Here is a 14,324-nt window from a genome sequence, read left to right on the forward strand (position 1 = left end):
ATGCATACTCCACAGGATATTTTCCAGCAACAGCAGTTGATTCGACATGACAATTTATTGTGGTTATTGATCGCACAAGGAGTGGTGATATTACCCCTATTATTTCAGTTACCCTTATGGTTATGGTTGATATGGGGCGGTGCATTATATTGGCGTTATCAAATTTTTAAGGGGAAACGACCATTTCCTAATAGCATCAGTAAATTCTTGATTAGTGCATTGGCGATTGTTGGCTTGTTTTTGAATTATCAAGGTGCTTATGGTGTGGAAGCCATGGTGGGTTTTTTAGTGTTTACCTTTATCATTAAACTATTAGAGCTGCGCAGTAGAAAAGATGGTTTATTAATTATTTGTATCGGTTTTATTGCCGTTGCCGCACAGTTTTTATTTGTACAATCGATATGGGCGACCTTGTATGCCGCTTTTTCTTGTGGTGTGCTGATCACCGCTTGGAAAACTATTTATGTGACACGTGAGTTACCGGTTAAACAAAAGCTAACTGGAGGCGGGCTGTTATTATTACAAGCGATACCATTAATGTTGGTGATGTTTGTGGTAATGCCTCGTCTTGGTCCGTTATGGCATACGCCTTTATTAAATCAGCAGGCACAAACAGGATTTAGTGAAACCTTATCACCTGGTGATATAGGGAGTTTAGTACAATCAACGGGAACAGCATTTAGAGTGACTTTTCTGGATGAGACTACGCCGAGGCAAAGTGAACTGTATTGGCGAGGGTTAATATTAGATACCTTTGATGGTCGAACATGGGCGCGACAGTCTCACTTGCAATTTGCGGGAGCACCTGTGCCTAATGGAGCAAGTCAATCGACGGTTAATTATGAAATCTTGATAGAGCCACACCGTTACCCTTGGTTATTTAGTTTAGCGGAACCAATAAAATCAGATACAGGGTCGGTACGCTCACGTATTACCAGTGAAGGGTTATTGATAACAAGAGAGCCATTGACCACTCGTTTACAATATCAAGTGAGTAGTATTAGACCTAGAGAGACTGTTTACAAAGCCTTATCAAAACAACAGAGGCAGCAGTTAACGGCATTACCTATTGGTTTTAACCCTAAAACTGTGGCGTTGGCAGAAACCTGGCGCCAAGCATCAGACTCTGCTGAAGAGATCATTAATAAAGCTTTGGCTTTTTATCATCAAGACTTTCACTATACGTTAAGCCCACCATTACTAGGTGAAAATAGTGTTGATGACTTTTTATTTTCTTCTAAGCAAGGGTTTTGTGAGCATTTCGCTAGTAGCTTTACGGTGTTAATGCGTGCAGCAGATATCCCAGCAAGGGTGGTGGTTGGATACCAAGGCGGGCGTTACGATGCGTCTGAAAATTATTGGAGTATTCGTCAAGCCGATGCCCACGCATGGACAGAGGTGTGGTTAGCTGGCATTGGCTGGCTACGTGTTGATCCAACTAGCGCTGTGGCACCGCAGCGAGTGGAACAAGGTATAGATAATGCGTTACAAGCTGATGATAGAAATAGAGTCGCCGCAGGGCAATTTAGTGCGCCGCAATGGCTAACCAATTTACGTCATCGTTTTGATGCCGCAAACTATTTATGGAGCCGTTGGGTGCTCAGTTATGATGCTCAGCAACAAAGCCAATTACTTAAACAGTTGTTTGGTGGTAAAGAGCCATGGCGTATTGGTTTAATCTTTTTACTGTTTCTGGGCAGTTTAATGGGGGCTTATATCGTTTTTGTTATTCGCCCTAAATGGCAAGCACGAACTCCCTTACAGCAGGCATTAAAAACCTTTGATAACACTTGCCAACAGTGGCAAGTACAACGAGAAAATAGTGAAACGATTGCTCAGTTTTGCTTACGCTTAAGGGGTGTGCAGCCACAACTTGATACAGCTTGCGAGCGTTTAGCTAGGTTGTCACAAGCGGCTTTATATGACCAGCAGCAAGACAATCAAAAACAACTTGTCAGCGCCTTAAAACAATTTCCTAAGGAGTAGAAAGATGCTACGTAGTCTTTATCTATTGATGGTGGGTTGTTTGTTACTGTTAGCAACTTTATCAGTACAAGCCAATGGTTTTGTTACGTCACAGTTTATAGACATAGTACAACGCTTTTCCATCCCTCATTTTACTCGCACAATCTTTGTTGATCGGCAGCTTAAACGAGCTTGTGAAAACTATGATACGGCTCGCCGCCACTGTGCTAATGGCCAGCATTTAGCAGTTACTAGCTTGGCTGAAGCAACGGCGATGGCCGAGCCAGCGATCTTTTTTGATTCGTGCTGGCCGTTATCAGCAAGTACTGCATTTAACCAAAAGTGGAACAGCATCTGCTTATATCGGCTTTGCTGCCTATCAAGATGAAAAAGTGGTTATTTCCGGCGTCAATTCTCAGGATCAAGGCGAACAATACGGTGCTATATGGTTAGATGAAGTTTCTTATAATTTAGTTAATGGATTAACAGTAGAAAAGAGCATTGGATTTGGGCGCTTTATTAATGCCCATCACAATATCTTTTCTGGTAATCACTTCAGTGGTTCTAGTCTTTATAATAACGGTAAAGGGGCAAGTAAACGTGGCGGTTTATATATTGCTTTTAGTGATCACAATAGCATTCTTAATAACCACTTTCAGAAGGGTACGGATATCTTAGCCTTAGTGCACTCCAACTACAATCTGGTCGAAGGTAACGAGATGTCATTAGCTGGCCATGATCTATGGAATATTAAATGCGGTAGTTATAACGTTATTCGAAATAATATTTTTAGTAACAAAAAGCAGAAAATTGGCTCTGTATTTGATTGTGAGTCAGCGACCATGAATTGGCATGGCAATGGGCAGTTTAAACAGATTCAATCTGTGTTAGATGCCAGTAAACATAATCTGATTGAGCATAATATCTTTAAAGATGCTGTACGGTATTATTCTGCCAGTGGCGGCAACGGTATCCAATACGCTGGGCAACAGGGAATTGTGCGTTTTAACCTTTTCTACCACACGAATGTGGGATTTAGTTTGTCGAGCTATCAAACGGAAGCGGCTTATAATTATGGGAATCGTATTTATAACAACACTTTTCATGATAACTGGTGTGTTGGGATTGCAATAGGGCGTTGGAAAAAACGCTTCGAAGATAACCAGTTTGTTAATAATTTACTTTGGAACAATCAAGGGTTAACCAAGAACCAATGTAAAGATCAAGGTACTCAGCAGATCCTCTTTGTGGCTAAGCAAGGTGACCAATGGTTCTTAAACAATAATATAGGTAACACCAACAGTGATAAGGTGATTGGTTTATGGGGCAAAAGTCCTGCTATGAGTGTTTATGACTTTGAGGGCAGTTTTATCCCGGTACAGTTTAAAGATAGTTTGGCTCAAGACCCACTCTTTGTTAATTCAGCCAAGGGTGATTACCAACTTAGTGCAGCGAGCCCTATGATTGACAAAGGCGTGTTATTGACAGAAATCACCAGTGACAATGATACAGGTGATGTATTGACCGTTGCAGATAGTCAGTTCTTCTTTGATGGACAGGGCATTGCAGGAATCTCCGGAGATAAGGTGATGATCCTTTCAAAGGAAACAGCTAGTTTGCAATCAGCACAGATAGTGAAAGTTGATAATGAACAGCGACAACTTTATCTGGATAAAGCTGTTACATGGGAAAAAGGAGATCAAATTTCCTTAGCTTATTCTGGTGAAAAGCCAGATATTGGTGCCTTTGAATATGTTCAAAAGTAATCTTTACCTTTATCATGGTAGGTTATAACTAAAGTCTCCTAATTTAAAAGTGAAGCCTATGAACAATCGTAAACTTGCCAACAAACTAGATCAATTTTTAGAAATCCACCAATTTAAAGATTATTGCCCTAATGGCTTACAAATTGAAGGCCGAGAGCAAGTAAAAAAAATAGTAACAGGTGTGACAGCTAATCAAGCGTTAATTGATGCCGCCGTTGAATTAGATGCCGATGCAATTTTAGTGCATCATGGTTACTTCTGGAAAGGTGAAGCACAGCAGATAGTGGGCATGAAATACAATCGTATTAAGGCCTTAATTGAAAATGGTATTAACCTGTATGCTTATCATCTGCCTTTAGATGTACATCCTGAGTTAGGTAATAACGCGCAACTTGCTAAATTATTAGGTATTACCGATAGACGTCCTTTAGAGCCTTGGGATAAACGCAGTGTTGGTCGCGTTGGTAAATTTGAGCAAGCTGTTACACCACAAGCATTATCAGAGACTATTACACAGCAATTAAACCGTGAACCTTTATGGATTGATGGTGGTAAGCCAGAGATAAAAACCATCGCTTGGTGTACTGGTGGTGGACAAGATTATATTACCATCGCTGCTGAACAGGGAATTGATGCTTTTATTAGTGGTGAAATTTCAGAGCGAACTACACATATTGCAAAAGAGATGGGCATTCATTATTTTGCAGCGGGTCATCATGCAACAGAACGTTATGGTGCAAAAGCATTAGGTGAATGGTTAGCCAATGAAATGGCGGTCGATGTCACATTTATTGATATTGATAACCCAGTATAAAATCAACTGGCATTAGTCATCAGTCTATTTTAATGGTTAAAATGACTTAGTGATTATTGGTAAGTGTCGTACAGCAAACAGCTATTTACGACGCTTATGTTGTTAATTATTTATCTAACTAATGAATATTATGCTGTTAGAATAATGGGAGTAGGGCAGTAATCCCGTAGTGTAACGGGCGGTTGGCTTTATTAAATCAGTAACCATGCAAATCTCTAAGTTCCTCTTTAACCTCTGCGTTTTATCCTTTCCTTTTTTTGACTAAGCCAAGACACCGTTATTTTAATTCTAGCTATTTATAATAAAATTTTATGATCTTTATAAGAAATTATTATTATAAATACTGGCGTGATAGAGGTAAGTTCTTAGATTGGAAGTTAAATTTATATCGACTTTTCGATGAAACGTCGCAAGTTTGAACTGTTCAATCTAGGTAGCCAACCGAGCTACTTACAGTCAGGGAATGAGTTTAATTACAAAAGTTCAGATAGAAGTGAATAAATAAAGCGTGTATTGCTCCTCGTCATTGAATTTTATATTTTTTGGTAAATAGGTTATTGATTTAAATATAACTTAGAGTCGCCCTGTTTTGGTGCGGTGGCGTTTGTTATGCACATGCTAAATAAATTATCTTATTGATAATTAAGCTTTTTTTAATTGGCTTTTATCTTGCTTTATTTTACCTCACTTGAAGTGAGGCATTGACATTAAATTACCTCCCGAATCAAGCAAATCGAATACAAATAAAGGAACTAAGCGTGAATAAAAATAATATAACAAAAGCGTTACTCGCCGGTTTAAGCCTTTCTTTTGCAGCTACTTCATTTACTGCTATTGCTGCGGATGTACCAGCCGGTACTAAGCTCGCTGAGAAACAAGAACTAGTAAAAGGAAATGGCTCAGAGGTGGCGTCCATTGACCCACACAAAACACAAGGCGTGCCTGAATCTAATGTTATTTTAGATTTGTTAGAAGGATTAGTGACCCAGGATGCAGAGGGTAATACCATTCCAGGCGTTGCTGAAAGTTGGGAAACAACGGACAATAAAACCTTTACTTTTCATCTTCGTAAAAATGCTAAATGGTCTAATGGTGACCCTGTTACCGCTCATGATTTTGTATATAGTTTTCAACGCGCCGTAGACCCTGCAACAGCTTCCCTTATTCGTGGTATCTGGATATGACAACGATGTTGAATGCATCGGATATTATTGCCGGTAAAAAAGATAAAAGTACATTAGGGGTGAAAGCGATAGATGATTACACCTTTGAAGTTAAATTAGCGACACCTGTTCCTTATTTCGTGATGATGATGGGTCACACTACAATGATGCCAGTGCATCAAGCAACGGTTGAAAAATATGGTGAGCAATGGACTAAACCTGAAAACTTCGTGGGTAATGGTGCCTTTGTGATGAGTAAATGGGTAGTGAATGAACGCATCGAAATGACGCCTAATAAATACTACTGGGATAACGATAAAACCGTTTTGACCAAAGTGACTTACCTTCCACTTGAAAATTATGTAGCGGAAATGAATCGTTTTCTAGCCGGTGAAATCGATATGACTTACGACGTACCTAATGAGCATTTTAAACGCTTGAAGAAAGAGCATGCAGAGTCTTTGGCGATAAAAGGCGATCTGTGTACTTACTACTATAGTTTAAACACGCATAAACCACCTTTTGACGATCTACGTGTACGTAAAGCCGTGTCTTATGCTGTCGATCGTGATGTCATCGCTAAGTTTTTACTAGGTAAAGGTGAAAAGCCAGCTTATGGGCTAACGCCTGAAATTGTGGCGCATTTTGATCCTGTATTGCCCCCTTATGCAAAACTCACTCAAAAAGAGCGTAATGCAGAAGCTAAGAAATTATTAGAAGAAGCTGGTTATAACGCAGCTAATCCACTTAAGTTTTCGCTACTTTACAATACCAGTGAAAACCACAAAAAATTAGCCGTTGCAATCGGCTCAATGTGGAAGAAAACCCTAGGTGTTGAAGTGACGTTAGAAAATCAAGAGTGGAAAACTTACCTAGAAACTAAAAATCAAGGTAACTTCCAAGCTGCACGTGCTTCATGGTGTGGTGACTACAATGAAGCGTCTACTTTCACTTCGTTAATGGAAGGTAACAACACCACTGGTGGCGTACATTATAAAAGTGCAGAGTACGATAAGCTAACGGAACAAGCGATTCTCAGTACTTCAGAGGAAGAGCGCCAGAAGCTATATTATGCACAAGAAGCCTTACTGGCTAAAGATATGCCAATTATTCCAATCTATCAATATGTTAAAGCTCGTCTACTTAACCCGCATGTAGGTGGTTATGCCCATCACAATGCTGAAGATAAAAACTACTCTAAAAATATGTACATCATCGCAGACTAGGCGTTACTTTTTTGTACTACTTTAAGCTGAGGGGCTAGCCCCTCATTATCCATTTTTAGTCATATTAAATACACTGACACTATGCGTCGGCGTATTTTTTGTGACCTATAAACTGAGAATGTTATGTTTAAATTTATCTTAAAGAGAGTCATTGAGGCTATTCCAACATTACTAGTTTTAATTACTGTCTCTTTCTTTTTGATGCGCTTTGCACCAGGAAGTCCTTTTTCAAGTGAACGTGAACTCCCCGCAGGTAATGCAAAACATCAATGCAAAATATGGTTTGGACAAACCTGTTTTTGAACAATACACCACCTATTTAACCAATGTGCTACAAGGTGATTTAGGACCATCATTTAAATACCAGGACTTTACCGTTAATGAATTGGTGATTGCTGCTTTACCAGTGTCTGCAAAAATTGGAGCATTTGCTTTTATTTTTGCGTTAGTGTGTGGTGTTGCAATTGGCACCATTGCGGCACTCAAGCAAAATACCTGGCTTGATTATGGCTTAATGTCAACGTCGATGCTCGGCATTGTAATGCCATCCTTTGTATTAGCGCCTGTACTTATTTATATCTTTTCCATTGGTTTAGGTTGGTTTCCAGCTGGTGGATGGTTTGATGGTTCTTTGAAATACATGGTGTTGCCAGTGTTAGGGATGGCCATGATGTATGTGGCAACTTTTGCGCGTATTACACGTGGTAGCATGATTGAAACGCTCAATAGTAACTTCATCAGGACAGCCCGAGCAAAAGGCTTAAGCTTTTCTTATATCGTACTTCGCCATGCCTTAAAACCTGCCATGTTACCTGTTGTTTCTTATATGGGGCCTGCCTTTGTTGGGATTATTACGGGGTCCGTGGTGATTGAAACCATCTTTGGTTTACCCGGTATTGGCAAACTGTTTGTTAACGCAGCATTTAATCGAGATTACTCGTTAGTCATGGGGATCACCATTTTAATTGGATTGTTGTTTATCGTATTTAACGCCATTGTGGATATTTTATTGGCGTATGTTGATCCAAAAATTCGCTATTAAGGACTGAGTAGATGTTTACGAAAAAACAAAATGTGGAAGCAGTAGAAGCCTTCTCTAGCAATCTAGAAATACAAGGCCGCAGCCTTTGGCAAGATGCTCGAATCCGTTTTATGCGCAACAAAGCTGCGATGGTCAGTTTAGTCATTTTAGTCTTGATAGTATTGGCCGTTATTTTTGTCCCGATGGTGGCGGAATTTGCTTATGACGACACCGATTGGTACGCGTTGCATGAAGGACCTCTTCTACGCACTTATTTGGTACTGATAGTTTAGGCCGAGACCTCTTTGTCCGTACCTTTATTGGCGGTCGTATTTCCATGATGGTAGGGGTGCTAGGTGCGCTTGTAGCAGTGATCATTGGCACGGTATATGGCGCTACTTCAGGCTTTATTGGCGGTAAAGTTGACCGCATTATGATGCGTGTATTAGAGATCCTCTATGCGATTCCTTTTATGTTCTTAGTGATTGTATTAGTTACATTTTTTGGTCGAAATATTGTACTGATTTTTGTCGCTATTGGTGCGATTGCTTGGTTGGATATGGCGCGTATTGTGCGTGGTCAAACTCTGAGTTTGCGTGGCAAAGAGTTCATTGAAGCGGCACATGTCTCTGGCGTGAGCAAGTGGAATATCATTCGCCGTCATATTATTCCTAATGTATTGGGAATCGTTGCTGTTTACTCAACACTGTTAGTGCCAAGCATGATCCTTACTGAATCTTTTTTAAGCTTTTTAGGCTTAGGTGTGCAAGAGCCCATGACCAGTTGGGGGCTTTATTACAAGAAGGTGCCCAAAGTATGGAAGTGGCCATTTGGCAATTAGGATTTCCCGCTGCTTTTATGGTAGTGACGTTATTTTGTTTTAACTACATTGGCGATGGTCTACGCGATGCGTTAGATCCAAAAGACCGATAGTTGCATTAAGGAAACAAAAATGAGTTTATTAGATGTACAAGATCTCCGTGTGGAGTTCACTACCCAAGATGGCAATGTAACAGCCGTTAATGATTTAACTTTTTCACTTCAACCGGGTGAAACGTTAGGTATTGTAGGGGAATCAGGGTCTGGAAAATCACAGACGGTATTTGCCTTAATGGGATTATTGGCCAAAAATGGGATCATTTCTGGGAGCGCAAAGTTTGAAGGAAATGAAATTCTTAACCTACCTGAAAAAGCGTTAAATAAAGTCCGCGCAGAACAAATAGCCATGATCTTTCAAGACCCAATGACATCATTGAATCCTTATATGAAAGTCAGCGCTCAAATGATGGAAGTACTGATTCTACATAAAGGTTTGAGTAAAAAAGCCGCTTTTGAAGAATCGGTAGAAATGCTTGAAGCGGTTAAAATACCTGAAGCACGAAGCCGTATTAATATGTACCCTCATGAATTTTCTGGTGGGATGCGTCAACGAGTCATGATTGCCATGGCGTTATTATGTCGCCCTAAGTTACTTATTGCCGATGAACCAACTACCGCGCTCGATGTGACCATTCAAGCACAAATCATGGATCTTCTGAATGAGTTAAAGCATAAGTTTAATACAGCGATTATTATGATCACTCATGACTTAGGCGTTGTTGCGGGAAGTTGTGACAAAGTGCTAGTGATGTATGCTGGGCGCACAATGGAGTACGGTTCAGTAAACGAAATTTTTTACAAACCAAGCCATCCCTATACGGAAGGGTTATTGAAAGCCATTCCACGCTTAGATAGTCAAGCGGATGAATTACCCACTATTCCCGGTAATCCACCTAACTTATTAAATTTACCACAAGGCTGCCCTTATCAAGATCGCTGTCATCGAGTCGTGCAGGGCGAATGCGATCAAACACCACAGTTAACCGCGTTTGCAGAAGGGCGTTCACGTGCCTGTTTTTCTAATTGGGAGTCATGGTAATGGAAGCAGATAAAAAATTAATACTCGATATTAAATCATTAAAAGTACAGTTTAATATCCCCTCTAAATCACTGTTACCTTGGGCGAAACCAATCCCATTAAAAGCAGTCGATGGTATTGATCTTAAGCTTTATGAAGGTGAGACCTTAGGCGTTGTAGGTGAGTCTGGTTGTGGGAAATCAACACTTGCTCGCGCTATTATTGGTTTAGTACCAGTTAGTTCGGGGCAAGTCGTTTGGTTAGGTGAAGACCTTGCAAGTTTGAGCGAAAAAGCGATGCGTGATAAACGTAAGCAGATTCAAATGATTTTCCAAGATCCTTTAGCGTCTTTAAATCCACGTATGAATGTGGGAGATATCATTGCTGAGCCATTGCGTACTTTTTATCCAAGATTAAGTAAAGAAGAAGTGAAAGCACAGGTTAAGGAGATCATGGATAAGGTAGGGTTATTGCCTAATGTCATTAATCGATATCCACATGAGTTTTCTGGTGGTCAGTGTCAGCGTATTGGTATTGCTCGCGCATTAATCCTGAAACCAAAAATGATCATCTGTGATGAGCCGGTGTCTGCGTTAGACGTCTCAATTCAAGCTCAGGTTGTGAATTTACTCAAATCCTTACAGAAAGAGTTAGGGCTAAGCCTGATATTTATTGCGCATGATTTATCTGTGGTGAAACACATTTCAGATCGCGTGTTGGTTATGTATTTAGGCAACGCAGTTGAATTTGGTACTTCAGAAGAGCTGTTCGCCGATCCTAAACACCCATACACCAGAGCCTTGATGTCGGCTGTGCCCATTCCTGATCCTAACATTGAACGCAATAAAAAAGTGCAAATGTTAGAAGGGGATTTGCCATCACCGATGAACCCACCATCGGGTTGTGTGTTTAGGACACGTTGCCCGATTGCTGAGTCTAATTGTAGTCAATGCGAAACACCTTTAAAGGGCAGTGAAAGTCATGCTACTGCGTGTATTTTAGCGGTGTAACTTAACTTTCCAGTAATCAGATGATTAATCTGATTACTGGAGTATTATCAATCAATCCAATATTTTACGACTTCAAATCTTCTTATTATTTTCATTAAATTGTAAAAATTATCATCTTGCATTGAAATTCTCGCTAGTTATACCTTATGATGTGCCCCAAGAAAAACAATCGAATATCATTTAGGGAATTATAATGACTACATATAACATTGCTTTATTAGCTGGTGACGGCATCGGTCCTGAAGTTATGAAGGAAGCGGTAAAGGTTTTAAAACTAGTTGAAGCGCGTAACGCTGACGTTAACTTTGAATTAAACGACGTATTATTTGGTGCTGCTGCTTACTTTGCAACTGGAAAATCTTTCCCTGAAGAAACAAAAGCGGCTTGTGATAAAGCTGATGCTATCTTAAAAGGTACGATTGGTTTAAATCACGAAGATTCTCAAAAGATTCCAGTTGATGAGCAACCTGAGCGTGGCGCATTATTACCACTACGTCGTCGTTATAATACTTATGCTAACTTCCGCCCTGTATACCTACCAAAAGGCCTTGCTCACTTTTCTCCATTAAAAGAGTCTGTAGTGGGTGACGGTATCGATATCATGCTAATCCGTGAATTAGTCGGTGGTTTATACTTTGGTGAGAAAGAAACGGGTGTTGACGCTGAAGGTAAGCGTTTTGTTCGTGAAGTATTAGAATACGATGAAGATCAAATTCGCCAAATCATTCGCGTTGGTTTTGAAGTGTCAATGAAACGCAAGAAAGTAATGCACAACATCCATAAATCAAACGTATTAAAATCAAGTGTTTTATGGAATGAAATCGTTGAAGAAGAAAGCAAAAACTTCCCTGAAGTTGAAGTGATCAATATTCTTGTTGATGCTGCTGCAACTTACTTATGTCTAAAACCAACTATGTTTGACGTGATGGTAATGGAAAACATGTTTGGTGATATCTTAAGTGACCAAGGCGGCGGTATCTTAGGTTCTCTAGGCCTTATGCCTTCAGCTTGTAAAGGCCCTGAAAAGTCATACTACGAACCATCGCACGGTTCTGCGCCAGATATTGCTGGTAAAGGTATTGCTAACCCATACTCAATGATCGGTTCTGTGGCGTTAATGCTAGAAATGAGCTTTGGCATGGAAAAAGAAGCGAAAAACCTGTGGGCAGCAATGCAAAGTGTTTTTGCAAACGGTTATTCAACATCAGACCTATCTAAAGAAGGTGAAGCAAACTTAGTAAGTACTGCTGAATTCGGTGATATGGTTTGTGAAGAATTGGCTAAAATGCCTGTATAATCATTGTTAATCAATGATTAAATAATGTTAAACCACGTTATATAACGTGGTTTTTTTTGGAGAAAGCAAAATGGCACTAAAGCCGACTATTATTAAAATGAACATCAATGTCTCTAATTTAGACGATGATGTTTATGAAAGTATTCCCTTAACTATCGCTCAACATCCATCGGAAACCACTGAACGTATGGTGACCCGAACATTAGCTTTTGTATTAAATAATCAAGAGTTTCTCAGCTTTACGAAAGGGTTAAGTGAAGTCGACGATCCTGATATCTGGGCAAAAAATTACAGCGACGAGTTTTTGTGTTGGATTGATGTGGGTGAACCTGCATTTGAGCGAATTAGAAAAGCCTGCCATCAAGCTAAAAGCGTGAAAGTGTATACCTTTAATACTAAGTCCAATGTGTGGTGGAAACAATCTGAGAAAGAGTTTAATACAACTAAAGCGCAGGTTTATCAATTTGAGTTTGAACAGATTCAGGCTTTTGCCGCATTAGTTGAACGTACTATGGATTTTAGTATTACTATTACTGATAATGTTTTTTATATTGCGACTGATAAAGGTAGTTGTGAAGTGAACCTAACTACTTTAAAAAGTGAGTAATAGGTATAAACATTGCACACTGCAATTGACAGCGTATAATCCGCACTTCTTAAAATTACACAGTCCTGAATCCAAAGTTGGTACCCCCATGAAATTTATCGTTAAGCTTTTTCCTGAAATCATGATGAAAAGTAAACCTGTGCGTAAGCGCTTTAGTAAAATGTTACAGGGAAATATCCGTAATGTATTAACTCGTCATGACGAAGATATTAAGGTAATTCTAGAGTGGGATAAAATCATCGTGCGCAGTACTAACGATGATCCAGAGAATAAAGCAACAGTGATTCATTATCTAAAAAGTACGCCAGGTATCGCGCACTTTTTAGAAGTCACTGAATCTAAATTTACGGATATTCATGATATTTATGAACAAACAAAAGCATGTTTTGGTGATAGCTTAGCGGGTAAAACCTTTTGTGTTCGTGCAAAACGAATTGGCACACATGATTTTGGCTCAAACGAAGTAGAGCGTTACGTGGGTGGTGGTTTAAACCAACATACTGAAGCTGTTTCTGTTAAATTAAAAAATCCTGATGTGACGGTCAATATTGAAATAAACGACGATAAATTGTTTATGATTGACCAACGTCATCAAGGGCTGGGTGGGTTCCCATTAGGCACACAAGAGTCTGCTATTATCACTTATCTCAGGTGGTTTTGATTCAGGTGTGTCGAGTTACAAGTTATTGAAACGTGGTTCACGTGTACATTACTGCTTCTTTAATCTTGGCGGTGCGGCACACGAAATTGGCGTGAAGCAAGTGGCTTATCATTTGTGGGAGCGTTTTGGCGCTTCACACCGTGTTAAGTTTGTTTCTGTCCCTTTTGAACCCGTTGTTGCTGAGATCCTTGAAAAAGTAGATAACGGCCAAATGGGGGTTGTGTTAAAACGTATGATGATGCGCGCCGCAAGTAAAGTCGCTGATAATTTAGCGATTGAAGGTTTAGTGACCGGTGAGGCGTTAGGCCAAGTATCAAGTCAAACGTTACGTAACCTTTCGGTTATCGATCAAGTTACCGATACATTGATTTTGCGACCGTTAGTGGCAACGGATAAACAAGAAATTATCGATTGCGCTCGTGAAATTGGTACTGCTGAAATATCTGAAACTATCCCTGAATATTGTGGTGTTATTTCTCAACGTCCTACTGTGAAAGCGGTGATGGCCAAAATTGAGAAAGAGGAAGCTAACTTTGATATGTCACTGATTGATCAAGTTGTTGCCGATGCAGCAACTTTAGATATCAAGGAGATAGCAACAGCAGCCAAAGAACAAGTTTCTGAAGTAGAGTCTGTATCAGCCTTTACTGCTGACGAAGTGATATTAGATATCCGTTCTGCAGAAGAGCAAGAAGACCAACCATTAGAACTTGATGATGTGAAAGTTGAACATCTACCTTTCTTCAAGCTAGCATCTAAATTTGAAAGCTTAGATCAAAGTAAAACCTATTTGCTTTACTGCGACCGTGGCGTGATGAGTCAATTACAAGCCTTATACTTAAAAGAAGCTGGTTTTGAAAATGTGAAGGTATATAGACCTTAGTCATCAGACCTTGG

Annotated in this window: 8 protein-coding genes and 4 pseudogenes; all 12 read left to right on the plus strand. The window is 39.8% G+C overall.

Annotated elements, in window-relative coordinates:
* A complete protein-coding gene (locus ACLKL2_RS00385) occupies window positions 1-1,986 on the plus strand; it encodes a transglutaminaseTgpA domain-containing protein (protein WP_413692949.1) in 1,986 nt (661 codons plus the stop codon).
* Window positions 1,987-1,990: 4 nt separating this feature from the next.
* Window positions 1,991-2,353: a hypothetical protein gene (locus ACLKL2_RS00390; protein ID WP_413692950.1), complete on the plus strand. Its 363-nt coding sequence runs from the start codon at window positions 1,991-1,993 to the stop codon at window positions 2,351-2,353.
* On the plus strand, window positions 2,262-3,731 hold the full coding sequence (locus tag ACLKL2_RS00395; RefSeq protein WP_413692952.1) for a right-handed parallel beta-helix repeat-containing protein: 1,470 nt from the start codon (window positions 2,262-2,264) through the stop codon (window positions 3,729-3,731). Before ACLKL2_RS00390 ends, ACLKL2_RS00395 begins: the two co-directional genes overlap by 92 nt.
* Before the next feature lie 58 nt (window positions 3,732-3,789).
* Window positions 3,790-4,545: a Nif3-like dinuclear metal center hexameric protein gene (locus ACLKL2_RS00400; RefSeq protein ID WP_413692953.1), complete on the plus strand. Its 756-nt coding sequence runs from the start codon at window positions 3,790-3,792 to the stop codon at window positions 4,543-4,545.
* 980 nt (window positions 4,546-5,525) lie between these two features.
* Window positions 5,526-6,934, plus strand: a pseudogene (locus tag ACLKL2_RS00405) (ABC transporter substrate-binding protein).
* Window positions 6,935-7,057: 123 nt separating this feature from the next.
* Window positions 7,058-7,976 (plus strand): annotated as a pseudogene (gene oppB / locus ACLKL2_RS00410) (oligopeptide ABC transporter permease OppB).
* Window positions 7,977-7,987: 11 nt separating this feature from the next.
* Window positions 7,988-8,888 (plus strand): annotated as a pseudogene (gene oppC / locus ACLKL2_RS00415) (oligopeptide ABC transporter permease OppC).
* A 19-nt stretch (window positions 8,889-8,907) separates the two neighbouring features.
* Window positions 8,908-9,873 (plus strand): ABC transporter ATP-binding protein, encoded by a 966-nt coding sequence (locus ACLKL2_RS00420; RefSeq protein ID WP_413692954.1) that lies wholly within the window; start codon window positions 8,908-8,910, stop codon window positions 9,871-9,873.
* Window positions 9,873-10,862: a murein tripeptide/oligopeptide ABC transporter ATP binding protein OppF gene (oppF, locus tag ACLKL2_RS00425; RefSeq protein WP_413692955.1), complete on the plus strand. Its 990-nt coding sequence runs from the start codon at window positions 9,873-9,875 to the stop codon at window positions 10,860-10,862. Before ACLKL2_RS00420 ends, oppF begins: the two co-directional genes overlap by 1 nt.
* A gap of 193 nt (window positions 10,863-11,055) precedes the next feature.
* The gene (leuB, locus tag ACLKL2_RS00430; RefSeq protein WP_113817699.1) at window positions 11,056-12,159 is read left to right on the plus strand and encodes a 3-isopropylmalate dehydrogenase; all 1,104 of its coding nucleotides are present in this window, start codon (window positions 11,056-11,058) and stop codon (window positions 12,157-12,159) included.
* A gap of 70 nt (window positions 12,160-12,229) precedes the next feature.
* Complete coding sequence (locus tag ACLKL2_RS00435) at window positions 12,230-12,766, plus strand: YaeQ family protein (protein ID WP_113817698.1); 537 nt, start codon at window positions 12,230-12,232, stop codon at window positions 12,764-12,766.
* An 88-nt stretch (window positions 12,767-12,854) separates the two neighbouring features.
* Window positions 12,855-14,310, plus strand: a pseudogene (gene thiI, locus ACLKL2_RS00440) (tRNA uracil 4-sulfurtransferase ThiI).
* Window positions 14,311-14,324 lie beyond the last annotated feature (14 nt).

Source organism: Psychromonas sp. KJ10-2 (assembly GCF_047323255.1).
Taxonomy (GTDB): domain Bacteria; phylum Pseudomonadota; class Gammaproteobacteria; order Enterobacterales; family Psychromonadaceae; genus Psychromonas.

Excerpts from the sequence above, each read along its gene's own strand:
- ACLKL2_RS00400 (WP_413692953.1), top strand. The coding sequence starts at position 3,790 with ATGAACAATCGTAAACTTGCCAACAAACTAGATCAATTTTTAGAAATC.
- ACLKL2_RS00390 (WP_413692950.1), top strand. The coding sequence starts at position 1,991 with ATGCTACGTAGTCTTTATCTATTGATGGTGGGTTGTTTGTTACTGTTA.
- oppF (WP_413692955.1), top strand. The coding sequence starts at position 9,873 with ATGGAAGCAGATAAAAAATTAATACTCGATATTAAATCATTAAAAGTA.
- ACLKL2_RS00420 (WP_413692954.1), top strand. The coding sequence starts at position 8,908 with ATGAGTTTATTAGATGTACAAGATCTCCGTGTGGAGTTCACTACCCAA.
- ACLKL2_RS00435 (WP_113817698.1), top strand. The coding sequence starts at position 12,230 with ATGGCACTAAAGCCGACTATTATTAAAATGAACATCAATGTCTCTAAT.
- leuB (WP_113817699.1), top strand. The coding sequence starts at position 11,056 with ATGACTACATATAACATTGCTTTATTAGCTGGTGACGGCATCGGTCCT.
- ACLKL2_RS00385 (WP_413692949.1), top strand. The coding sequence starts at position 1 with ATGCATACTCCACAGGATATTTTCCAGCAACAGCAGTTGATTCGACAT.